Source organism: Butyricicoccus faecihominis (assembly GCF_014648015.1).
Classification (GTDB): domain Bacteria; phylum Bacillota; class Clostridia; order Oscillospirales; family Butyricicoccaceae; genus Agathobaculum; species Agathobaculum butyriciproducens.
This window is the reverse complement of the sequence record NZ_BMQH01000003.1, coordinates 283517-306325: the sequence shown is the minus strand read 5'-3', so window position 1 is coordinate 306325 and position 22809 is coordinate 283517. Positions and strand designations below refer to the sequence as shown.

20 protein-coding genes are annotated in these 22809 nt (G+C 56.2%); 18 read left to right on the top strand and 2 right to left on the bottom strand.

Features of this window, described 5'->3' with window-relative positions; translation table 11 throughout:
- Positions 1 to 43: 43 nt before the first annotated feature.
- The 16 genes from rpoC (at position 44) to IEY11_RS04645 (ending at position 18633) form a co-directional block, all read left to right on the top strand.
- Positions 44 to 3577 carry a DNA-directed RNA polymerase subunit beta' gene (gene rpoC / locus IEY11_RS04720; protein ID WP_118480498.1) on the top strand — a complete coding sequence of 1178 codons (3534 nt, stop codon included), beginning with the start codon at positions 44 to 46 and terminating at the stop codon, positions 3575 to 3577.
- Positions 3578 to 4161: 584 nt separating this feature from the next.
- Positions 4162 to 4404 carry a ribosomal L7Ae/L30e/S12e/Gadd45 family protein gene (locus IEY11_RS04715; protein ID WP_118285314.1) on the top strand — a complete coding sequence of 81 codons (243 nt, stop codon included), beginning with the start codon at positions 4162 to 4164 and terminating at the stop codon, positions 4402 to 4404.
- Positions 4405 to 4470: 66 nt separating this feature from the next.
- Positions 4471 to 4890 carry a 30S ribosomal protein S12 gene (rpsL, locus tag IEY11_RS04710; protein ID WP_110436538.1) on the top strand — a complete coding sequence of 140 codons (420 nt, stop codon included), beginning with the start codon at positions 4471 to 4473 and terminating at the stop codon, positions 4888 to 4890.
- 335 nt (positions 4891 to 5225) lie between these two features.
- Positions 5226 to 5696 carry a 30S ribosomal protein S7 gene (rpsG, locus tag IEY11_RS04705; protein WP_181967828.1) on the top strand — a complete coding sequence of 157 codons (471 nt, stop codon included), beginning with the start codon at positions 5226 to 5228 and terminating at the stop codon, positions 5694 to 5696.
- A 39-nt stretch (positions 5697 to 5735) separates the two neighbouring features.
- Positions 5736 to 7841: an elongation factor G gene (gene fusA, locus IEY11_RS04700; protein ID WP_110436540.1), complete on the top strand. Its 2106-nt coding sequence runs from the start codon at positions 5736 to 5738 to the stop codon at positions 7839 to 7841.
- Between the two features lie 91 nt (positions 7842 to 7932).
- On the top strand, positions 7933 to 9135 hold the full coding sequence (gene tuf / locus IEY11_RS04695; protein ID WP_116705138.1) for an elongation factor Tu: 1203 nt from the start codon (positions 7933 to 7935) through the stop codon (positions 9133 to 9135).
- A 115-nt stretch (positions 9136 to 9250) separates the two neighbouring features.
- Entirely contained in the window at positions 9251 to 9469 is a 219-nt protein-coding gene (locus IEY11_RS04690) for a hypothetical protein (protein WP_188885928.1), read from the top strand.
- Between the two features lie 465 nt (positions 9470 to 9934).
- The gene (locus IEY11_RS04685) at positions 9935 to 10234 is read left to right on the top strand and encodes a hypothetical protein (protein WP_118480518.1); all 300 of its coding nucleotides are present in this window, start codon (positions 9935 to 9937) and stop codon (positions 10232 to 10234) included.
- A 20-nt stretch (positions 10235 to 10254) separates the two neighbouring features.
- Positions 10255 to 12486 (top strand): SF1B family DNA helicase RecD2, encoded by a 2232-nt coding sequence (recD2, locus tag IEY11_RS04680; protein WP_243183952.1) that lies wholly within the window; start codon positions 10255 to 10257, stop codon positions 12484 to 12486.
- A 14-nt stretch (positions 12487 to 12500) separates the two neighbouring features.
- A complete protein-coding gene (locus IEY11_RS04675) occupies positions 12501 to 13427 on the top strand; it encodes a type II secretion system protein (RefSeq protein WP_188885926.1) in 927 nt (308 codons plus the stop codon).
- A 120-nt stretch (positions 13428 to 13547) separates the two neighbouring features.
- A complete protein-coding gene (gene mreB / locus IEY11_RS04670; protein ID WP_270384500.1) occupies positions 13548 to 14612 on the top strand; it encodes a rod shape-determining protein in 1065 nt (354 codons plus the stop codon).
- A 25-nt stretch (positions 14613 to 14637) separates the two neighbouring features.
- Positions 14638 to 15264, top strand: a complete 627-nt coding sequence (locus IEY11_RS04665; protein WP_188885925.1) for a hypothetical protein — start codon at positions 14638 to 14640, stop codon at positions 15262 to 15264.
- Positions 15265 to 15312: 48 nt separating this feature from the next.
- Complete coding sequence (locus IEY11_RS04660; RefSeq protein ID WP_188885924.1) at positions 15313 to 15597, top strand: SHOCT domain-containing protein; 285 nt, start codon at positions 15313 to 15315, stop codon at positions 15595 to 15597.
- Positions 15598 to 15604: 7 nt separating this feature from the next.
- Positions 15605 to 16105 carry a tRNA adenosine(34) deaminase TadA gene (gene tadA, locus IEY11_RS04655; protein ID WP_116705133.1) on the top strand — a complete coding sequence of 167 codons (501 nt, stop codon included), beginning with the start codon at positions 15605 to 15607 and terminating at the stop codon, positions 16103 to 16105.
- 80 nt (positions 16106 to 16185) lie between these two features.
- On the top strand, positions 16186 to 17553 hold the full coding sequence (locus IEY11_RS04650; protein WP_188885923.1) for a sodium-dependent transporter: 1368 nt from the start codon (positions 16186 to 16188) through the stop codon (positions 17551 to 17553).
- A gap of 528 nt (positions 17554 to 18081) precedes the next feature.
- Positions 18082 to 18633 carry a hypothetical protein gene (locus IEY11_RS04645; protein WP_188885922.1) on the top strand — a complete coding sequence of 184 codons (552 nt, stop codon included), beginning with the start codon at positions 18082 to 18084 and terminating at the stop codon, positions 18631 to 18633.
- Positions 18634 to 18696: 63 nt separating this feature from the next.
- Here IEY11_RS04645 and IEY11_RS04640 read toward each other — a convergent pair whose 3' ends face one another.
- Together IEY11_RS04640 and IEY11_RS04635 are read right to left on the bottom strand one after the other, a co-directional pair.
- Positions 18697 to 20055, bottom strand: coding sequence for a C40 family peptidase (locus tag IEY11_RS04640; RefSeq protein WP_188885921.1), 1359 nt, complete (start codon positions 20053 to 20055; stop codon positions 18697 to 18699).
- Positions 20056 to 20126: 71 nt separating this feature from the next.
- Entirely contained in the window at positions 20127 to 20423 is a 297-nt protein-coding gene (locus IEY11_RS04635; protein ID WP_117492581.1) for a hypothetical protein, read from the bottom strand.
- Positions 20424 to 20714: 291 nt separating this feature from the next.
- Here IEY11_RS04635 and mtaB point away from each other — a divergent pair, with 291 nt between their 5' ends.
- Both mtaB and IEY11_RS04625 read left to right on the top strand, forming a co-directional pair.
- Positions 20715 to 21992: a tRNA (N(6)-L-threonylcarbamoyladenosine(37)-C(2))-methylthiotransferase MtaB gene (gene mtaB, locus IEY11_RS04630; RefSeq protein WP_188885920.1), complete on the top strand. Its 1278-nt coding sequence runs from the start codon at positions 20715 to 20717 to the stop codon at positions 21990 to 21992.
- A 76-nt stretch (positions 21993 to 22068) separates the two neighbouring features.
- Complete coding sequence (locus tag IEY11_RS04625; RefSeq protein ID WP_165815492.1) at positions 22069 to 22239, top strand: hypothetical protein; 171 nt, start codon at positions 22069 to 22071, stop codon at positions 22237 to 22239.
- Positions 22240 to 22809: the final 570 nt, after the last annotated feature.

Here is a 22809-nt window from a genome sequence, read left to right as displayed (position 1 = left end):
AAGTGAAATCATCTGTGAATAGGGAAGGAGCATCTTAAAATATATGGGATATCATACGTTTAACGCCATTAAGATCGGTCTGGCTTCGCCCGAGCTGATCCGCCAGTGGTCTTACGGCGAGGTAAAGAAGCCCGAAACCATTAACTACCGTACGCTCAAGCCGGAACGCGATGGCCTGTTCTGCGAGCGTATCTTTGGACCGACCAAGGACTGGGAGTGCCATTGCGGCAAGTACAAGAAGGTCCGCTTCAAGGGCAAGATCTGCGATAAGTGCGGCGTTGAGGTCACCAAGGCCAAGGTCCGCCGCGAGCGCATGGGCCACATTGAGCTGGCAGCGCCGGTATCGCACATCTGGTACTTCAAGGGCATCCCGTCCCGCATGGGCCTGATCCTTGATATCAGCCCGCGTGTACTGGAGAAGGTCCTGTACTTTGCAAACTATATCGTAATCGATCCGGGCGACACGCCGCTGATGAAGAAGCAGATCCTGACCGAGGCTGAGTACCGCGACATGCGTGAAAAGTACGATGAGGACTTCCGTGCCGGCATGGGCGCGGAGTCCATCAAGGAGCTGCTCGCGGAGCTGGATCTCGACCAGCTCTCCAAGGAGCTGACCGCAGAGCTGCGTGAGGCTTCCGGCCAGAAGCGCCTGCGCATCATCAAGCGACTGGAGGTTGTTGAATCCTTCCGTCTGTCGCACAACCGCCCGGAGTGGATGATCATGGACGTTGTTCCGGTCATCCCGCCGGAAATCCGTCCGATGGTACAGCTGGACGGCGGCCGCTTCGCAACGAGCGACCTGAACGACCTGTACCGCCGCGTCATCAACCGCAACAACCGCCTCAAGCGCCTGCTCGAGCTGGGTGCGCCGGACATCATCGTGCGCAACGAGAAGCGCATGCTGCAGGAGGCTGTTGACGCCCTGATCGATAACGGCCGCCGCGGCCGTCCGGTTACCGGCCCGAACAACCGTGCACTCAAGTCTCTGTCCGACATGCTGAAGGGCAAGCAGGGCCGTTTCCGTCAGAACCTGCTCGGCAAGCGAGTTGACTACTCCGGCCGTTCGGTTATCGTCGTAGGCCCGGATCTGAAGATCTATCAGTGCGGTCTGCCGAAGGAAATGGCACTCGAGCTGTTCAAGCCGTTCGTTATGAAGAAGCTGGTTGAGGACGGCACCGCACAGAACATCAAGTCTGCCAAGAAGATGGTAGAGCGCGCAAAGCCCGAGGTATGGGACGTGCTCGAGGGCATCATCAAGGGTCATCCGGTTATGCTGAACCGTGCACCGACCCTGCACCGTCTGGGCATTCAGGCGTTCGAGCCGGTCCTCGTAGAAGGCCGTGCGATCCGCCTGCATCCGCTGGTATGTACCGCATTCAACGCCGACTTCGACGGCGACCAGATGGCAGTTCACGTTCCGCTGTCCGCAGAGGCACAGGCTGAGGCCCGTCTGCTGATGCTGTCCGCGAACAACCTGCTCAAGCCGCAGGACGGCAAGCCGGTTACCATTCCGTCTCAGGATATGGTTCTCGGCTCCTACTACCTGACCATCGACCGCGATACCGAGCCGGGCGCCGGCAAGGTATTCCGCAACGTGGACGAGGCGCTGATGGCGTACAACGAGGGTATCGTTGGCATTCACGCGCCGATCAAGGTACGTCTGTCCAAGGAAGTAAACGGCAAGACCGAGTCCGCTATCGTAGACGCGACCCCGGGCCGCCTGATCTTCAACGAGCGCATCCCGCAGGATCTCGGCTTTGTTGACCGCTCGGATCCGTCCAAGAAGTTTGATCTTGAGATCATGTTCACCTGCGGCAAGAAGGAGCTTGGCAAGATCATTGACAAGTGTATCCGTGTACACGGCTTCCATATCACCGCTGAGGTGCTCGACTCCATCAAGGCGATGGGCTACAAGTACTCCACCAAGGGTGCGCTGACCGTAGCCGTAGCCGACATGCTCGTGCCGGACGGCAAGGACGAGATGATCCGCGAGTCCGAGAAGAAGGTTGCCAAGATCGACCGCAAGTACAAGCGCGGCTTTATCACCGATCAGGAGCGCTACCGTCTGACCGTAGCCGAGTGGGAAGAGACCACCAAGAAGGTTACCGCAAAGCTGCAGGCCAACATGAAGGAGCAGCGCTACAACCCGATTCACATGATGGCTGATTCCGGTGCCCGTGGTTCTATCAACCAGATCCGTCAGCTGGCCGGTATGCGAGGCCTGATGGCATCCGCCTCCGGTAAGACCATCGAAATCCCGATCAAGTCCAACTTCCGTGAAGGCCTGACCGTACTCGAATACTTCATCGCTGCCCGCGGTGCACGAAAGGGCATGGCCGATACCGCACTGCGTACCGCTGACTCGGGTTACCTGACCCGCCGTCTGGTAGACGTTTCTCAGGACGTTATCATCCGCGAGGACGACTGCGGCGCAACCAAGGGTATCTGGGTAGAGGATATCAAGGAAGGCAACCAGATCATCGAGCCGCTGCGCGAGCGTCTGCTCGGCCGTTTCCCGGTTGACGATATCGTAAATCCGGAGACCGGCGAGGTTATCGTACCCAAGAGCAAGATGATGACCGAGGCTGACGCCGATGCGGTTGTCGGCGCCGGCATCACCCGCGTTCAGATCCGCTCCGTGCTCGAGTGCCGTGCCCGCAAGGGTGTCTGCGCGCACTGCTACGGCATCAACCTGGCAATGGGCACGCCGGTCGGCAAGGGCGAGGCTGTTGGTATCATCGCAGCACAGTCCATCGGCGAGCCGGGTACCCAGCTTACCATGCGTACCTTCCATACCGGCGGTGTCGCAGGTTCGGATATTACGCAGGGTCTTCCGCGAGTTGAGGAGCTGTTCGAGGCGCGTAAGCCGAAGAAGGCTGCAACGCTGGCCGAGATCGGCGGCATGGTCTCCATCGAGGAGTCCAAGCGCACCACCGTCAAGACCGTCAACATCGTCAACCCGCAGACCGGCGATATGCGTTCCTACCAGCTGGCTTCGTCCTCCGGTATCCGCGTAACCGACGGTCAGGAGATTCCGCAGGGCTTCCAGCTGAACGAAGGCTCGCTCAACCCGCATGACATTCTGCGTATCCTCGATCCTCGCGCCGTTCACGACTATGAGATCAAGGAAGTTCAGAAGGTTTACCGTCAGCAGGGCGTAGATATCAACGATAAGCATATCGAGGTTATCGTTCGTCAGATGATGCGCAAGGTTCGCGTTGAGGACGCGGGCGACGCTGAGGTTCTGCCGGGTTCTGTTATGGACTGGCTCGAGTTCGAGGATTACAACAACAAGGTGCAGGCACGCATCGACGCCGGCGAGGAAGGTCTCCGTCTGGCTGTTGCGGAGCCGACCCTCATGGGTATCACCAAGGCATCCCTCGCAACCGATTCCTGGATGTCCGCTGCATCCTTCCAGGAGACCACCCGCGTGCTGACCGACGCTGCAATCAAGGGCAAGGTCGATCCGCTGATGGGCCTGAAGGAGAACGTAATCATCGGCAAGCTGATTCCGGCTGGCTCGGGTGTGTCCGATTACTGCACCGGTCACTACGAGCAGACTGTAAATCTCGACTGATTTGCAGAAAGCCGAAAACGCTGTATATATTAAACAAAACAGGGGAACACTGTAAGGTGTTCTCCTGTTTTTGCTTGTGCCGAATGGAAAATTGAGAATGGAGAATTATCGAAAGAGTGGAAATTGCGCAGAGATAAGCATAATATCAGAAAAAGTTCGCAGGTGCCGTCCGTCATAACGCGCAAACGAGTTGCGCGGCACGGTTGTCGCGCCCCGCGTAGAGTAGACCGCATGTGTAGCAGTACGGTATCCGACAATGCGAATATGTGGATACATGGGCGCGCAAAGTGCGTCCTGCGGAAGAAAAAATCCTCTGCCGTTCCCTTATAGTCTCAGCTCTGCAAATTTCGCCTTGCTATCTAAGGGAAAAGGGGAGATTCACAAGAGGGTGGAAAACCGTAGGTTGTCTATCCTCTTGTGCCCCCGCCGGGCAGGCGAGATTCCCTCGCTTCGCAAGCGTCGATTTTCGCGAAAATCCTCTGGAAAAGAAATTTCTCGTAAAAAATAAAAAATTTCGAGAAAACACTTGACAACAAGGGGACAAACCCGTATACTATGGGAGTATGCCGTATAGGAGGAATATTATGCTTTCAGAACTTCACACGGCGCACAAGGTGATCGGTGTAAAGCAGTCGAAAAAAGCGATTCGGGATGGCGCAGCCGCACAGGTCTTTGTTGCGCTGGACGCAGAAAAACGAATCGTCGGACCGATTTATGAGCTTTGCAGTGAACACGGTATGGAAGTTACCGAGGTCACCACAATGACGGAGCTCGGCGATGCGGTCGGCATTGATGTCGGCGCGGCAGTAGTCGTTGTTCTGCACTGATTTTTCTTTGTTGAATCGCGCAAAACGCGCTTTTCATAAATATCTTTGAAAGAAGGAGGAAATAAAATGCCAACTTTTAACCAACTCGTCCGTAAGGGTCGTGAGGCAGTCGTTACCAAGTCTACGGCACCGGCTCTTCAGGTAGGCTACAACTCTCAGAAGAAGAAGGCTACCGATCAGTCCGCTCCGCAGAAGCGCGGCGTTTGCACCACGGTTAAGACCATGACCCCGAAGAAGCCGAACTCTGCTCTTCGTAAGGTAGCTCGTGTAAAGCTGACCAACCAGATGGAAGTTTCCGCTTACATCCCCGGTGAAGGCCACAACCTGCAGGAGCACTCTGTAGTTATGGTTCGCGGCGGTCGTGTAAAGGACCTTCCTGGTGTTCGTTACCACATCATCCGTGGTACTCTGGATACCCAGGGTGTTGCTAACCGTCGTCAGGCTCGTTCCAAGTACGGTGCTAAGCGCCCGAAGGCAGGCAAGTAATTTTTGAGCGGCGTCTGATCGCGCATCTCTGCGTTGCGCCCACACTTGCGTACATTTGTACGCGGCGTGCGGGACGCGCCTTGATCTGCACGACCATACTTGCTCAAAACGCGAGTACATTACAATGTGTACTGGCTGAAATTACTCCGCCAAGGAGCCAACCCACAAGGTTTTGCGAGAAAGTTATTTTTCAGCAAAGCAGCTATGCTTTGTCTGAGGCATTTTAGTTCCGATTGCATAAATCGGGCCTTTACCTCGGACAGGCATGAACAACGGCGGTCAAAGATCCGCCGAAGTACCTATGAAATCAAATATTTTTGAAGGAGGGAAGTAAAGTGCCAAGAAGAGGTAATGTCCCCAAGAGAGACGTTCTGCCCGATCCGCTTTATAATTCCAAGCTCGTCACCAAGCTGGTAAACTCTATCATGCTCGACGGCAAGAAGGGCGTTTCGCAGAAGGTTGTTTATGGTGCTTTCGATATCGTTCGTGAAAAGACCGGTCGTGAACCGCTGGAGGTTTTCACCGAGGCTATGGAAAACATCATGCCGACCCTGGAAGTTAAGGCTCGCCGTGTAGGCGGCGCTACCTACCAGGTGCCGATGGAAGTTCGCCCGGAGCGTCGTCAGACCCTGGGCCTGCGTTGGATCACCAAGTACTCCCGCGCTCGTTCTGAAAAGACCATGCGTGAGCGTCTGGCAGGCGAGATCCTGGACGCTTGCAACAATCTGGGCGGTGCTGTTAAGAAGCGCGAGGATACCCACAAGATGGCAGAGGCGAACAAGGCGTTCGCACACTACCGCTATTAATCTGTCGGTTTCCGCATAACGCTTTGAAAGGAGAGCAATATGCCTAGAGAATATTCCCTGGAAAGAACCAGAAATATCGGCATCATGGCGCACATCGACGCCGGTAAGACCACTACCACCGAGCGTATTCTGTATTACACCGGTGTAAACCATAAGATCGGCGATACCCATGACGGTACCGCTACCATGGACTGGATGGAGCAGGAGCAGGAGCGTGGTATCACCATCACCTCCGCAGCTACCACCTGCCACTGGTCCGGCTCTACTCATCAGTTCCCGGAGCATCGTATCAACATCATCGACACCCCGGGCCACGTTGACTTTACCGTAGAGGTAGAGCGCTCCCTGCGTGTACTGGACGGTTCTGTAACCGTATTCTGTGCAAAGGGCGGCGTAGAGCCGCAGTCTGAGACCGTTTGGCATCAGGCTGACAAGTACAAGGTTCCGCGTATGGCGTTCGTAAACAAGATGGACATCATGGGTGCTGACTTCTACAACGTAGTCAACATGATGAAGGACCGTCTGAAGTGCAACGCTGTTCCGGTTCAGCTGCCGATCGGCTCTGAGGATACCTTCAAGGGTATCATCGACCTGATCACCATGCGCGCTGAGGTTTACTACGATGACCTCGGCAAGGATATCCGCGATGAGGATATTCCGGCTGACATGATGGAGAAGGCTCAGCAGTACCACGACGAACTGTGGGAGCACGTTGCTGAGCTGGATGAGGACCTCATGATGAAGTACCTCGAGGGCGAAGAGCTGACCATTCCGGAAGTTAAGGCTGCAATCCGCAAGGGCTGTATCGCCAACGAGATCGTTCCGGTACTCTGCGGCACCGCATACCGCAACAAGGGCGTACAGCCGCTGCTGGACGCTGTTATCGAATACATGCCGGCTCCGACCGACATCCCGGACATCAAGGGTGTAAACCCGCAGACCGACGAGGAGGATTCCCGTCCGTCTTCTGATGATGCGCCGTTCTCCGCGCTGGCGTTCAAGATCGCTACCGACCCGTTCGTTGGCCGTCTGACGTTCTTCCGCGTATACTCCGGCACCATCACCGCTGGTTCCTCCGTACTGAATGCTACCAAGGATCAGCGCGAGCGTCTGGGCCGTATTCTGCAGATGCACGCTAACCACCGTCAGGATATCGACTGCGTATATTCCGGCGATATCGCTGCGGGCATCGGCTTTAAGAACACCACCACCGGCGATACGCTGTGTGATGAGAAGCACCCGATCATCCTCGAGTCTATGGAGTTCCCGGACCCGGTTATCCGTGTTGCGATCGAGCCGAAGACCAAGGCTGGTCAGGAGAAGATGGGTATCGCGCTGGCTAAGCTGGCAGAAGAGGATCCGACCTTCAAGACCTACACCGATGAAGAGACCGGCCAGACCATTATCGCTGGTATGGGCGAGCTTCATCTGGAGATCATCGTTGACCGTCTGCTGCGCGAGTTCAAGGTAGAGGCTAACGTAGGTTCTCCTCAGGTTGCTTACAAGGAGACCATCCGCCGCTCCGCTGACGTTGATCAGAAGTACGCTCGTCAGTCCGGTGGTAAGGGCCAGTACGGCCATGTTAAGATCATCGTTGAGCCGAACGAGTCCGGCAAGGGCTACGAGTTCATCAACAAGATCGTTGGCGGTGCTATCCCGAAGGAATATATCGAGCCTGTTAATCAGGGTATCCAGGGCGCTATGCAGTCTGGTATCCTCGCAGGCTACCCGGTTGTTGACGTTAAGGTAACCCTGTATGATGGCTCTTACCACGAAGTCGACTCCTCTGAGATGGCGTTCAAGATCGCTGGTTCTATGGCGTTCAAGGAAGCTATGAAGAAGGCTGATCCGGTTCTGATGGAGCCGATCATGCAGGTTGACGTAATGGTACCGGAGGAGTATATGGGCGACGTTATCGGCGACCTGAACTCCCGTCGTGGTCAGATCCAGGGCATGGAGCCGCGCGGCGGCGTACAGGCTATCTCTGCCGGCGTTCCGCTGAGCGAGATGTTCGGTTACGCAACTGCTCTGCGTTCCCGCACTCAGGGCCGTGGCCAGTACACCATGCAGCCGAGCCACTACACTGAAGTGCCGAAGAGCATTCAGGAGAAGATCATCGACAACCGTACCAAAAACAACGACTAAAATCTGCTGCAGCCTATTGCATTTTTTCTCGAAATGCAGTAAAATAAATGCAACATGACTTTTAATTCATTTTACGAGGAGGATATCCACAATGGCAAAGGAAAAATTTGACCGTTCTCTGCCGCACGTTAACATTGGCACCATCGGCCACGTTGACCACGGCAAGACCACTCTGACCGCTGCAATCACCAAGGTTCTGGCTCTCGAGGGCGATGCTGAGTATCAGGCATACGACGCAATCGACAAGGCTCCGGAGGAGAAGGAGCGCGGCATTACCATCAACACCGCACACGTTGAGTATCACACCGCTAAGCGTCACTACGCTCACGTTGACTGCCCGGGCCATGCCGACTACGTTAAGAACATGATCACCGGCGCTGCTCAGATGGACGGTGCTATCCTGGTTGTATCCGCTGCTGACGGCCCGATGCCGCAGACCCGCGAGCACATCCTGCTGTCCCGTCAGGTAGGCGTTCCGTATATCGTTGTCTTCATGAACAAGGCTGATCAGGTAGACGACGAGGAGCTGCTCGACCTGGTTGAGATGGAGATCCGTGAGCTGCTGTCCTCTTACGATTTCCCGGGCGACGACGTTCCGGTAATCCGTGGTTCCGCTCTGAACGTTCTGACCTGCGATTCCAAGGATCCGAACGCTCCGGAGTACAAGTGCATCCACGAGCTGATGGACGCTGTTGACTCTTATATCCCGACCCCGGACCGCGCTGCTGACAAGCCGTTCATCATGCCGGTCGAGGACGTATTCTCCATCACCGGTCGTGGTACCGTAGCTACCGGTCGTGTAGAGCGTGGCCAGCTGAAGATGGGCGAGGAAGTTGAGATCGTTGGTCTGATGGACGCTCCGCGCAAGACCGTTGTAACCGGTATCGAGATGTTCCGCAAGCTGCTGGACTACGCTGAGGCTGGCGACAACATCGGCGCTCTGCTCCGCGGCATCCAGAAGAACGAGGTTGAGCGCGGCCAGGTTCTGGCTAAGCCGGGCTCCATTCACCCGCACACCAAGTTCCACGGTCAGGTATACGTTCTGAAGAAGGAAGAGGGCGGCCGTCATACTCCGTTCTTCAACAACTACCGTCCGCAGTTCTACTTCCGTACCACCGACGTAACTGGCGTTATCACTCTGCCGGAAGGCACTGAGATGTGCATGCCGGGCGATAACGTTGAGATGGACGTTGAGCTGATCACCCCGATCGCTATCGAGGAAGGCCTGCGTTTCGCTATCCGTGAGGGTGGCCGCACCGTAGGTTCCGGCGTCGTAACCGCTATCAACGCTTAATTTCAGTTAAGCAATAGCATAACGCAATTTACAAGCTCCCATGCTTCGGCATGGGAGCTTTTTTGTGCGTAAAATCCTCTTTCCTGCGCATACTATGCGAGGGAGGGATGCAATTATGCCGGAAAATCATGAAAACCGCTATCAGCTCCGGGCGGCCGAGAAGGCGTTCGAGTGGCTGCGCCGCAGCAAACCGGCAGTGGCCGCGAGGGAACAGGAAAAGATGAGCGAGGGTATCGCGCTGCCGCCCAATGAACGGGATTGCGGCACCGCCTGTTCCATGCAGGGCACCGATCGGGAAACGCTCAACGAGTGGTGCAAAGAGCACGAAACCTGAAAAAGAGACGCGAAAGCGTCTCTTTTGAGGCTGTCGAAAAACTATCGTTTTCCGAGCAGCCTCTCGCTCGAAACCACGCTTTCGAGCGAATACTGAAGAAAAACCGCGCCCTACGGGCACATTTTTTCTTCCCTTGTATAAATTCCGAGATACATGCTCCCGGAATTTATGAATTTGCTTCGCAAATTCTATTTTATGCGTGCTGCCGCACGAAGCGTGAAAATTAAAATAATACTTTTTTGACAGACTGAAAAGAGACGCGAAAGCGTCTCTTTTTCAGAAATGGAGAGTTGAGAATGGGAAATGAAATTTGGTTATCGTTCTATCATCACGTTCATTCTCCATTCTCAATTTTCAATTATTCCCTGATTTTCTGCTCGGTTTACTTATCCGAACAATTGTGCTATACTATATACTAACAAAGTATTCCCTCCGTGCATAGGCTGATAGCAGGAGGGAACGCTCATGTCTGTTTTTCTGCAATCGGTTCTGGCGGTATTTGCCGCGGTGGGATTTTACACCGTGCTGCACACGGTGTACGAGATCGTCTCCGCGCGGCTGCTGCGGCTGCACGGCTCGGCGGAACTGACGCTGTACGGAGACGGCTGCGATGCCGTCAGTGAACATCTGATCCGCGCAGCACTGCGCGTGCGGCGGCAGTATTTTTCCGGTCTGCTGATCACATTTGTCGAAATCGGCAGCGGACAGGGACAGAATATCGCCAAGTACATGGCGGCGCGGCAGGACATAACCTATCTGGAATGACAAGTTGGGACGGTGGGACGTTGGACGAAAGAGAATATTTGATCGTGCGCGGCACGGTGCAGCAGATCGTTTACTACAACGACGAAAACGGCTATGCCGTGCTGCGCCTTGCTGCGGAAAACGGAGCCGAGGTCACGGCGACCGGCACGTTTCCCAACATTGGACTGGGTGAGGAGGTCATTCTGACCGGCTGCTGGGTGACGCACCCGACCTACGGCGAGCAGTTTGCGACCGAGGCGTTTGAGCGCCGGCTGCCGACCTCGGTGCGCGGCATCGCGGAGTACCTCGGTTCGGGCCTGATTCGCGGAATCGGTCCGCGGCTGGCGGCAAAAATTGCGGAAAAGTTCGGTGAGGACACGTTTGACATTCTTATGCACGAGCCGGAGCGTCTGTCGGAGCTGCGCGGCATTACCGACCGCAAGGCGAAAGAGATCGGCCGTCAGTTCACCGAACAGAGCGAAATGCGCCTGCTGATGGACTTTCTGAGCGAACACGGTCTGCCGGTCGCGCTCACGCCGCTGCTGTACAAGCGCCTGCACGACAGCGCCATCGACGCGCTGTGCGAGAACCCGTATCTGCTGTGTGACCCATACTATGATGTGGATTTCAAGCTGGCGGACGGTCTGGCGATGGAGCTTGGACTGTCGCTGCTGAGCGATGAGCGCGTGGACGCGGGCATTCTGTATACGCTGACCTTCAACCTGAACAACGGCCACACGTTCATTCCGGTCGAAAAATTGCTGTACGCGGTATGCATGCTGCTGAGCGACGATGACGTGGTCGTGGACGAGGATCGGGCGCTGCGCGGCATTTCCCGTCTGGAGGAGAGGGGGCGGCTGGTGCGCGAGCATATCGCGGACCGCGACGCGGTCTATCTTCGCGACATGCATGACGCGGAGGCCTATCTTGCCGAAATGCTCAGCTACATGGCAGAGCGCAATTATGAGTACGATTTTGACGTGGATGAGCTGCTTTCCACGCTTTTGGAGAGCAGTGAGTTCACTTTTTCCGAGAAACAGCAGCTTGCGATTTCAACGGCTGCACGCAATGGTCTTGTTATCCTGACCGGCGGCCCGGGCACCGGCAAAACGACCACGGTGCGCGGCATCCTGCAGGTGTTTGAGGCGCTGGGACTGGACACGCTGCTCGCTGCGCCGACCGGCCGCGCGGCAAAACGTCTTTCCGACCTGACCGGCATGGAGGCGAAAACCATCCACCGGCTGCTCGAGGCAGGCTTTGCGGGCGGCGGACGCACGGTGTTTGCCCGCAGTGTGACCAATCCGCTCGAGTGCGACGCGGTCATTCTGGACGAGGTGTCTATGGTGGACATCACGCTCATGCAGGCACTCATCAATGCGCTGCCGCACGGTGCACGGCTCGTGCTCGTCGGTGATGCCGATCAGCTGCCGCCGGTCGGTCCGGGCAACTTCCTGCGCGACCTGATCGCCTCACATCGGGTGCCGACCATTCAGCTGACCGAGATTTTCCGTCAGGCGCAGCAGTCGGATATCGTTATGAACGCGCACGCGGTCAACGCAGGTGAAATGCCAAGGCCATCTGGTGCGGACGGCGATTTTTTCATCATGAAACGGGCGGATCCGGCGTCTGTTATCGAAACGGTAGCACAGCTTTGCGCCCAGAGACTGCCCAAGCACTACGGCTTCACTCCTGCACAGATACAGGTGCTTTCACCTGCCAAGCGGCACGGCAGCGGCACCATTCCGCTTAACCGCCGTCTGCAGGAGGCGCTCAATCCACCGAGTGAAAGCAAGCTGGAAAAGCGCTTCGGAGACACCATTTTCCGCGAGGGCGACCGCGTGATGCAGGTGCGAAACAACTACGACATCGTGTGGGAAAAGCAGGGGGATGACGAGCAGGGAACCGGCGTGTTCAACGGCGACGTTGGCGAGATCATTCGCATTTTTCCGCAGCAGGAGTGCATGGTGATTCGCTTTGACGACCGTATTGCGACCTACACCTTCGATATGCTGAACGAGCTGGAGCTGGCGTATGCCGTTACCGTACATAAATCGCAGGGCAGCGAGTTTGACGCGGTGGTGCTCGCTCTGTCGGACGGTCTGCCGCGCAAGCTGCTTACGCGCAACATTCTCTACACCGCGATCACACGCGCGAAGCGCCTGCTCGTTATCGTCGGCAGTCAGGATGTGGTAGCGTATATGGTAAATAACAACCAGAAGGGCAGACGGTACAGCGCGCTGAAAGCCCGTCTTAGGTTAGCCGAAACTCAGTAAAAGGTGCTGATAAAATGCAGAAGAAAGAGAAAAATACCTGCAAGGGATTTACGCTGGTGGAATTGATCGTTGTGCTGGTCATTCTGGCGATCCTTGCGGCATTTATGATACCGGCGCTGATACAGTATATCGAGAGAAGTCTGGAGGCATCCGACCTCATCGAGGTGCGGGCGGCGTATATCGATGTGCTGACTGCGGTTACGGAGCAGGACAGCAAAAACATGAGCAAGACGGTCAGGCTGAAGCAGAAGCAGGATGACTGGCAGTCGAGAGATCCCATTACAATTGCAGGCGTTACCCATTCTAAGGCGCAAGGAGATACCGCGAACTGGAAAGGAATCCCTACCGCGGGCGGGGAATGCGAGGTGTACTATGACAGGGCAGCGGCTGTGATCGTGTTTGACTGGAAGGGCAAGAGCACAGCGGACAGCACGATCGACTGGAACGAGAATCTGCACGGCATACTCGATCGGACCGGTATTTTGAAGACACTGAAGAATAATTCGAATTTTGAGATCGACTCGAAGTGCCCCAATTCCACTATGGTGCCCTTGGTGGAGAAGGAGATGAGAAGCGACAGCCTGCTGAAAAATGGCACATGGGCGTTTCTCGGCAGTTCCACGAACAAGAGCGACCGCTATTTGTTCTGGACATCGGTCGATGTCGCTACAAAGGCCGTCGGTGCGGGCAAGCAGATACCGGTCATTGTCAGCTCGGCGAACGGCGGCTATTACATCTCAGAAACGACCACCGCGACCCGAGTTAACAATGGCCAAAGCTATGTTGCGATTGTGGACCATATCTACAGTTACAGCACCTTTAAGAATTATATCAAAGACAAGACGAGATATGACACGCTGGCGGAGGCGTATGCAGCCTATAAAGAACAGGTGGAAAACGATGTAAGATTCCAGCAGTATAAGAACACGCTGCCGGAGTGATGCCGTTTTCTCTGTCGAATTTTCGGTATTTGCCCCGGAGTCTTGCAAATGGCGCACAAAATCTGTATAATGGTAATACTGTCAATCCACGCGAACAGAGCGCGGAGAAAGGAATGAAATATGGCTTCTTTTCTGCAAAGAATCGCGAAAAAGATGTCGCTTTTTTCGAGCGATATCGGCATCGACCTCGGCACAGCAACCGTGCTGGTCTATGTAAAGGGCAAGGGTGTTGTACTTAACGAGCCGTCCGTTGTGGCGGTGGACAAGGTTTCCGGCAAAATCCTTGCCGTGGGCGAGGAAGCGCAGAGCATGCTTGGCCGTACACCGGGCAACATTGTCGCCATCCGTCCGCTGCGCGAGGGCGTTATTTCGGATTACGAGATGACCGAGCGCATGATCAAGGAATTCATCGCAAAGGTGCAGGGCATCCACCTGTTCAAGCCGAATGTGGTCATTTGTGTGCCGTCCATCATCACCGAGGTGGAGGAGCGTGCCGTCATTGATGCGGGCACGCAGGCGGGCGCAAAGCGCGTTTTTCTGGTCGAGGAGCCGGTCGCGGCGGCCATCGGCGCGGGCATCGATATCAACAGGGCCAACGGCAATCTGGTGGTCGATATTGGCGGCGGCACGACCGATGTGGCGGTTATTTCGCTCGGCGGCATCGTCGAATCCACGTCCATCAAGGTCGCGGGCGATAAGTTCGACGAGGCCATTGTCAAGTACGTCCGCCGCAAGCACAATGCGCTGATCGGCGACCGCACGGCAGAGGAGATCAAGCGCACGGTCGGCTGTGTGTATCCGCGCAGCGAGGAAGCGATCATGGAGGTCAGGGGGCGCTGTCTGATGACCGGTCTGCCGCGCACGTTTACCGTAAGCTCGAGTGAGATTCTCGATGCACTCGAGGAGGTCTCCTCAGCGATTGTCGAGGCGGTGCACTGGGTGCTCGAGCGCACACCTCCCGAGCTGACCGGCGACATTTCCGCCAACGGCATCACTATGACAGGCGGCGGTTCGCTGATCTGGGGCTTTGATAAGCTGATCGCCTCCAAGACCGGCATTCCGACGCGCGTTGCGGACGAAGCGGTTTCGTGCGTGGCGTACGGCACGGGCAACTGTCTGGAAAACCTGTCGAAAATGCAGGACGGCACGATGAATCTGTCGCGCCAGCGGCAGATGAAGCGATAAGGATACATAGAGGGAGGTTTCCACTATGAGCAGTGCAGCAAACGTGACCGTAACCATCCGAAATGACGCACCGTTCGTATCGGCAGGCAGGTATTATCTGTTTTCCGACCCGGCGGCGTGGACGCTGATGCCGACCGACGAGGGCAGCGAACAGCTGCCGCTCACGCTGGACAAGCACAGCTATGCACTCGGCGCTGAGCCGGTGTCAAGCGAGCCGGACGAAATACAGGGTCTGCTCCGCGTGTATAAGGTGCGTCCGATCGCGCTGACGCTGACCGATGTGCGCGGCACAAAGGCGGCGCTTTCCGTGTCGTACCGTGCGGAAAACCTTGCGGTGCTGCAGGAATGGGGACTGGACTGCCGCAGTGCCGGAGAGCCGAAGAACCCGCCTGAAAAGTCCTTTCTGGTGAGGGTGACGGATGGCGGTGAGCTGCTGTCAAAGGGCAAGCTGGAGGTCTGGCGCGAAGGCGATACGCTGTGCTTTTTCCGGCGCGACAGAAACCTTTACACGGGCAAGGACAACCTGTACAGCGGCGAACTGCCGGTGCAGGCAATCCGGTTTTACCGTCTGTGCGGCGGCATGCGCACGGAAACGCGCGTATCCGGCGGCGGCGTGACCGTTGACCGCTCGGCGGCATACTGGGCAGGCTGAGAACATCCGTTTTCGTTCAATCCGCATGGACGCGCCATCGAGGCGGCGGTGCAGTCCGAACCGGTCCGCACCGAGCAGGTGCAGCACGATGAACGCTATGTGCAGCTTCGGGTGCAGTGGGAAAACCGGCGCGTGGACCTGCGGTTTTCGCCGGACAGCCTTGCGGCGTTTGGCGCGCTCATTCCGGAAAAGGAATTTGACGAGGTGGCGCTGAGCGACCGCACACCGACGCCGGTCGAGCAGCTTGATATCCTCGCCGGACTGTGCGACCGCGGCTTTGTTACGCGGGAAGAATTTGAGCAGGCGAAAGCGCGTCTGCTCGGGAAAATCTGAGGAATTTATGACCGAACAGGAAAAATATATGAAGGCCGCGCTCAAGCTGGCGCAAAAGGCGGCGGACGAAGGCGAAGTGCCGGTCGGCGCGGTGGTTGTCTGCGACGGCAAAATTGTCGGACGCGGACGCAACCGACGGGAAACAAAGAAAAACGCACTGCACCATGCAGAAATCGAGGCCATCGAGAAGGCGTGCAAAAAGCTGGGCGGCTGGCGGCTGCACCGCTGCGATCTGTACGTTACGCTCGAGCCGTGCCCGATGTGCGCAGGCGCGCTCATCAACTCGCGCATGAAAACCGTGTACTACGGTGCACCCGACCCGAAGGCCGGCTCGTGCGGCTCGCTGATAAACCTGTTCGCACTGCCGTACAATCATCAGCCCGCGCTGGTGAGCGGCGTGCTGGAGCAGGAATGCGCGGACATTCTGCGGAATTTCTTCCGCGAGCTGCGCAAAAAGCGGAAAGAGATCCGCAAATTAGAGAAATCACGCGTCGAAGAACAATCATGACGCTTGATTATAGTATGCAAGTCGTGCCGATATTGCAGTTTGCTCAATACGCGGCACAGAAAAAAGGGGAAAAATAAACAATGCCAAGAGAAAGACTCGGCTCGCGCCTCGGCTTCATCCTGCTTTCCGCAGGCTGCGCCATCGGCGTGGGCAACGTATGGAAGTTCCCGTGGATGGTCGGTCAGTACGGTGGCGGCGCGTTCGTCGTGTGCTATGTGCTGTTCCTGCTCATCCTCGGTCTGCCGATCATGACGATGGAATTTGCCATCGGCCGTGCGAGCCAGAAAAGTCCGGTGCGGGCGTATCAGGCGCTCGAGAAGCCGGGCAGCAAGTGGCACATCCACGGCTATCTGGCGATGATCGGCAACTATCTGCTGATGATGTTCTACACCACCGTGTGCGGCTGGATGCTGTACTACTTCTACCTGACGGTCAGCGGCCGATTTGTCGGTGCGACCAGTGAGCAGGTGCAGGCAGCCTTTCCGGAAATGCTCGGCAAGCCGATGGTTATGGCGGTCTGCATGGTTGCGGTCGTTGTCGTCGGCTTTATGATCAACTCGTTCGGTCTGCAGGGCGGTCTGGAGCGCGTTACCAAGGTGATGATGATCATTCTGCTGGCCATCATGGTTATTCTGGCGATCAACAGCATCATGACCGAAGGCTCGGGCGAGGGCCTGCGCTTCTATCTGATTCCGGATCTCGGCCGTATGCAGGAGTGCGGCATCGCCAATGTTATCGTTGCCGCGATGAATCAGGCGTTCTTCACGCTGTCGCTCGGCATCGGCGCGATGGCTATCTTCGGCAGCTATATCGGCAAGGGCCGTGCGCTGCTCGGCGAGGCCGTCAATGTTGCGATTCTGGATACGTTCGTAGCATTTACTGCCGGTCTGATCATCTTCCCGGCGTGCTTTGCCTTCGGCGTGGCACCGGACAGCGGTCCGAACCTGATCTTCGTTACGCTGCCGAATATCTTTAACCACATGGCGCTCGGCCGCCTGTGGGGCAGCCTGTTCTTCGTATTCATGGCGTTTGCGGCCTTCTCGACCGTCCTCGCTGTGTTCGAGAACATCATGTCCTGCTGCATGGACCTGACCGGCTGGAGCCGCAAAAAGACCGCAGCCATCAACATCGTGCTGATGATCCTGCTGTCGCTGCCGTGCGTGCTCGGCTTCAATGTCTGGTCCGGCTTCCAGCCGTTCGGCGCAGGCTCGAACGTGCTCGACCTCGAGGACTTCCTCGTGTCCAACATTTGGCTGCCGCTCGGTTCGCTGGTTTACCTGCTGTTCTGCACCTCCCGCTGCGGCTGGGGCTGGAAGAACTTCAAGGAGGAGGCCAACGAAGGCGGCGGACTCAAGGTCAAGGATAATATCCGCTTCTATGTAAGCTATATCCTGCCGATTATCGTGCTCATCATCTTTGCACTCGGCATTAAGGATAAGTTCTTCTAAAGAGATGCGAAAAGCACCGCGAAAGCGGTGCTTTGAGGCTGTCGAAAAACTCCGTTTTTCGAGCAGCCTCTCGATTGAAAGCACGCTTTCAATCGAATCTCGAAGAAAAACCGCGTCCTGCGGACACATTTTTTCTTCCCTTGTATAAATTCCGAGATACATGCTCCCGGAATTTATGAATTTGCAAAGCAAATTCGATTGAATGCGTGCTGCCGCACGAAGCATAAAAATCGAATATTGCTTTTTCGACAAGCTGAAAGCACCGCGAAAGCGGTGCTTTTTTCGTATCCAGAGCAGTAATTGAGAATTGAAAATGGAAATTGACCCTGCGGTGAAGCAATGTGCAGATGGGTTGCACGGCGGGGCACCCCGGTGTGGCTTCTCTTGCCCTTAGGGCAATTCACCTTGTGCCGCGGGTGCGGCGAACCTCATAGCCAAAGGTTGGCTCCAATTCCGTATCCGATAGCACGCATATAAACCCCAATCCCGCATAAGCTGTTGCAAGAAGCAAAAAGGGAGGCACCCGCCATGCAGGAGGAAAAAAGCGCAGTCTATACCGTAATCTTAGGCGTATGCCTGCTCCTGTGCCTGCTGATGCTGGGAAATATGCTGATGGGCAGGGCGGATACCAGCATAGCGCCTGCCGCACCCGAGGAGGGCGATGCAATGGAATTTCACATCACGGAGGACGATATCGCGTCTGTGCTGACCGAAGCGCTGCCGTTTCCGGTCGAGGACACGGCGGTCAAAATCAGCCGTGACGGCACGATCGCCGTGACGACAGCCGTAACCCGTCAAGCACTGACGGAAAGCAATCTGGTACCCGGCAAGCTGCGCACGGCGCTGCTGTTTCTGCCGGAGCGCTGCAAGCTGTACGGCGCGTGGAGCGCAGCTGTTTCAAACGGCAAACTCAGCCTTACCTGCCGGACCATCAAGCTGGAAGGCTTCACCTTGCCCGAGCAGACCGCTCAGGCACTCTCCGATGCGTTCGCCGCACAGTGGAATATCCGCATGGAACAGCGGGACTTCACGCCGCAGATCATACAGTGGCAGGACGGGGAAGCGGTGCTGCTGGGATAACCGCTCTCAATAGGCAAAAGAAAAATCCCTTCGGAAAACCGAAGGGATTTCTGGTATGTAACCTTACTCAAAAATTACGCGGCCTGCGCCCTGATAGCGGGTCGCATAGCTGCCGGTCAGCGACGAGTACTTAACCACATCGCCCGTGCTGGGTGCGTGAATAAACTGGTTACTGCCGACATAAATGCCTACATGGCTGATGGACGAGGTGCTGCTGCCGAAGAATACCAGATCGCCCGGCAGAAGGTCGTCGCGGGAAACACGGGTGGTTGCATCATACTGAGCCTGAGCGACACGCGGGATGGAGCCGACCGTGTTCTTGAACACATAAGAGGTGAAGCCGGAGCAGTCAAAGCCGCTCGGCGTGCTGCCGCCGTATACATACGGAACACCGAGGAACTGTGCAGCATAGTTCAGCACGCTCTGGCGCTTTGCGCTGATCGAGACAGAAGCTGCGGTGTTCGACGGGGTGATCGCCGTACCGGACGAAGCGGTTACGAGGTAGTCCGCACTGATGTAACCGGTCGTGCCTGCGTAGGATACCTTGCTCCAGCCGTTAGACGTGCTGAGCACGGTAACAGCGGTGCCGTTCTTCAGCTCACCGAGAATGGTGGAAGAGGTGCTTGCCGAAGAGCGGAAGTTTACGGTAGAGGAGCACTTAACTACTGCTGCCGTACCGGTGGACGCGGACGTGTTATTGGATGCCGAACCGGTGGTCGATACATAATCCTGCTTGATGTAGCCGGTCTTGCCGGAGCAGGTTACCTTGCACCAGCCGTTTGCGGTGCTGACAACGGTAACTGCGGTGCCGTTCTTCAGCTCTGCCAGAATGGAAGAGGAAGTATTGGCCTCGGAACGCAGGTTTACACTCGAGGAACACTTCACCTTACCGGCGGTGCCGGTCGCAGAGGTAACGGTGTTCGACGGAGCGATGGCGGTGCCGGCGGAGCTGCTTGCGAGCGTGATATAATCCGGATGGATATAGCCGGTCTTGCCATTGTATGTAACCTTGTACCAGCCGCTGCTTACGCCGACTACATTTACCTTGGTGCCGTTCTTCAGCTCACCGTAAGAGGTGGACGAGGTGTTCGGCGCCGAACGGAAATTTACACTGCTCGAGCACTTTACAGTGCCGGTGCCGAGTGCAACGTCGGTTGCGGTGGTGCCGGTCAGGTACTCGCCGCTGACGTAGCCTTCCTTGCCGTTTACGGATACCTTGTACCAGCTGGAGCTGTTATTCAGTACCGCAACCGTGGTACCCTTGGAGAGGGTCGTGATCACTGCACCGCCGGGGGACTGACGCAGGTAAAGCGAATCTGCGTTTACCTTGGCCTGAAATACTGCCAGCGAGTTCGGCAGGACCATCGACATCGCAAGTGCACCGGAAAGTGCGAAGCGAGCGAGTTTTTTAGAAAAAGACATGAAATTGAAGCCTCCGTTTCAAAATGGGAGAAAACAGCCTTTACACTGCCGCAGCAAGCTGCGGTGAAGTCTTACTTCGTGTGCAGTGCTCTGCCGAGCCAGATGGATGCAATATCCATCGCTGCCCACATGCTGTTCTTCTCGGTTTTCTTGACGATACGCTCTTTCATACGTACGTTGGGATCGGTCTGCTGAAGCTGTACGGATACACGCTTTGCAACCGGCAGACCCTTGTAATCACCAGATTCGAGGATCTGCATCATAATGATGTGAGAGTCACTCATCGAGCCGTAATAGATGATGTTTTCCTTACGCATCAGCGGGTGACCCTTGTATTCCAGAAGGTTATTCTTCTTGGTGGTAGGCATTATCTGCACTCCTTATAGTTACAAAATGGTTACATTCCAAAGTTACATTACGGTTACAGTATAGCATGCTCGAACCGGTTTGTCAAACATTGTTTTGAAATTTCGCATTTTTGTGATAAAATAGAGCCTGTCAAATGCGAAAAAAAACGCAGGAATCGACAGCGAAAATCCACAGTGGCCGCACGCGCACGAGAGTAAGGTTACAGACGCTGTAACCCAATCGAATACCTTATTATAATAGGGGATTCGCAAGCGCGCAGCGAGCCGTTGAGAGCAAAGGAATGTACATTTGTGAAATTTGCTTTTTTCACCTTGGGCTGCAAGGTTAATTTATTTGAGACGCAGGCGCTCAGTCAGCTGGCGCAGGCGCGCGGACACGAGATTGTTGATAAGGACGCGGATGCCGTGATCGTCAACACCTGTACGGTAACATCGGTGTCCGACCATAAGAACATCCGCGCGTTCCACAAGCTGCGGAGAGACAATCCGAACGCGGTTATCGCGGCGTGCGGCTGCTTTGCACAGACCGACCCGGAGCGTGTCCGCGCCACCGGCGAGATCGACCTCATCTGCGGTACCAGGGACAGGGCGCAGGTGATAGACCTGTGCGAGCAGGCCGTCAGCGGACAGGCCGTACAGGTGCGTGAGAGCGAGGAAAGCGGCTTTGAGACTCTGCCTGCCGGTATCCCGCACGGCCGCACGCGCGCGCTGCTCAAGATCGAGGACGGCTGCAACAACTTCTGCACCTACTGCATCATTCCGTATGCGAGAGGGCGGGTGCGCTCACTGCCGGTCGAGCAGGCGCTCGAGCAGACGGTGCGGCTGGCTGACGCGGGCGTGCACGAGATCGTGCTGACCGGCATCGAGATCGCGTCCTACGGCAAGGACTTCAAGCCGCAGGTGCCGCTCACCGAGCTGCTGGAGAAGCTGCTGACCGCGCAGCCGAACGTGCAGTTCCGGCTCGGCTCCCTCGACCCGCGGGCGGTGGACGATGTGTTTTGTGAACGGCTTGCCGGCTTTGCCAATCTCGCACGGCATTTTCATTTGTCCATGCAGAGCGGCTGCGATACCGTTCTCCGGCGCATGAACCGCCACTACACGAGCGAGGAATTTTACCGGTGTGTCGAGCGGCTGAGACGTGCGTTTCCGGACTGCTCGGTTACGACCGATTTGATTGTCGGCTTTCCGGGCGAGACCGAGGACGAGTTTACGCAGACGCTGGCCTTTCTGGAGAGATGCGCGTTCGCGTCCGTGCATGTATTTCCGTATTCCGTGCGCGAGGGCACAAAGGCGGCTGCCATGCCGGGTCAGCTCGATCAGCAGACCAAAACCGCCCGCGCCGAGCGGGCAAAGCAGGTGGCGGAGACACTCAGCGCTGCCTATCGAAAGCAGTTTGTCGGCCGCACGCTGTACGCGCTGCCTGAGCACCCGACCGGCGGCCTGTGGGCGGCGCACGGACGCTACGGCTTTCCTGTATATATAGAGGATAAGGCGGAGAAAAATCATCCGGTCATCGTAAAGGTTATCGGTCTGCACAAGGACGGCGTATTGGCGAAAATTGAAAATTGAGAATGGAGAATGTGTAACCATTTTCGGCCTCTTACCATAGAATGTAATGAAATCTTTGATAGGAGGAAATGACAGTATGTGTTCTTCTAACAGCTTCTGGGGCGAAAATTCCTGGTGGTGGATCATCATCCTGATCATCCTGATCTGGGTATGCTGCGGTCAGGGCAGCGGCGGCTGTGGTTCCTGCGGTACCTGTGGTGATAATACCTGCGGCGGCTGCGGTAATTGCGGCAACTGCTGCTGCTGAGCGACCGACATATCCGTAGAAGGGAGAGGCACCGCGTGAGCGGTGCCTTTTTCGTTTTCTCGGCATAGGGCAACCGAGAAAATGCGAACCGCACAGGCGGTTTTTCGGCACCGGCTGACCGGGGTACTCGAACTGCCGTAGGCGTGTTCGCCCCTGACGGGCGGGGAGGTTTTCGCTGAACCTCAGCGGGGAGTGCGCCTACCCGGCGGGGGCACAAGAGGGTAGACACCTGCGGTTTCCACCCTCTGATTTTCTCCCCTTTCCCTTGGATAGTCTGGCGCAGATTGCCGACATGTGACCGCTTCGAAAATAGGGGAACGGCAGAGGGGGTTTTTCTACCGTATCTTTCTCAACCTGTTCGCAGGGTCAGATACATTACTGCTACACATATGGGCTACTCTGCGCAAGGCGCGGCATAACCGTGCCGCGCAACTCTTTAACACGTTATACCGCACGGCACCTACGAATTAAGCGTTTGGTACAATTTATCTTGGCAGGTGCTGTCTATATAACGCGCTAACGAATTGTGCGGCACGGTTATGCCGCACTCTGCGTTGATTAACCCGCATG

Coding starts and splice junctions, on each gene's coding strand:
- IEY11_RS04640 (WP_188885921.1), bottom strand. CDS start 20,055: ATGTCTTTTTCTAAAAAACTCGCTCGCTTCGCACTTTCCGGTGCACTT.
- tuf (WP_116705138.1), top strand. CDS start 7,933: ATGGCAAAGGAAAAATTTGACCGTTCTCTGCCGCACGTTAACATTGGC.
- IEY11_RS04685 (WP_118480518.1), top strand. CDS start 9,935: ATGTCTGTTTTTCTGCAATCGGTTCTGGCGGTATTTGCCGCGGTGGGA.
- IEY11_RS04635 (WP_117492581.1), bottom strand. CDS start 20,423: ATGCCTACCACCAAGAAGAATAACCTTCTGGAATACAAGGGTCACCCG.
- IEY11_RS04665 (WP_188885925.1), top strand. CDS start 14,638: ATGAGCAGTGCAGCAAACGTGACCGTAACCATCCGAAATGACGCACCG.
- IEY11_RS04675 (WP_188885926.1), top strand. CDS start 12,501: ATGCAGAAGAAAGAGAAAAATACCTGCAAGGGATTTACGCTGGTGGAA.
- mreB (WP_270384500.1), top strand. CDS start 13,548: ATGGCTTCTTTTCTGCAAAGAATCGCGAAAAAGATGTCGCTTTTTTCG.
- rpsL (WP_110436538.1), top strand. CDS start 4,471: ATGCCAACTTTTAACCAACTCGTCCGTAAGGGTCGTGAGGCAGTCGTT.
- IEY11_RS04625 (WP_165815492.1), top strand. CDS start 22,069: ATGTGTTCTTCTAACAGCTTCTGGGGCGAAAATTCCTGGTGGTGGATC.
- IEY11_RS04650 (WP_188885923.1), top strand. CDS start 16,186: ATGCCAAGAGAAAGACTCGGCTCGCGCCTCGGCTTCATCCTGCTTTCC.
- rpoC (WP_118480498.1), top strand. CDS start 44: ATGGGATATCATACGTTTAACGCCATTAAGATCGGTCTGGCTTCGCCC.
- IEY11_RS04715 (WP_118285314.1), top strand. CDS start 4,162: ATGCTTTCAGAACTTCACACGGCGCACAAGGTGATCGGTGTAAAGCAG.
- tadA (WP_116705133.1), top strand. CDS start 15,605: ATGACCGAACAGGAAAAATATATGAAGGCCGCGCTCAAGCTGGCGCAA.
- fusA (WP_110436540.1), top strand. CDS start 5,736: ATGCCTAGAGAATATTCCCTGGAAAGAACCAGAAATATCGGCATCATG.
- IEY11_RS04645 (WP_188885922.1), top strand. CDS start 18,082: ATGCAGGAGGAAAAAAGCGCAGTCTATACCGTAATCTTAGGCGTATGC.
- IEY11_RS04690 (WP_188885928.1), top strand. CDS start 9,251: ATGCCGGAAAATCATGAAAACCGCTATCAGCTCCGGGCGGCCGAGAAG.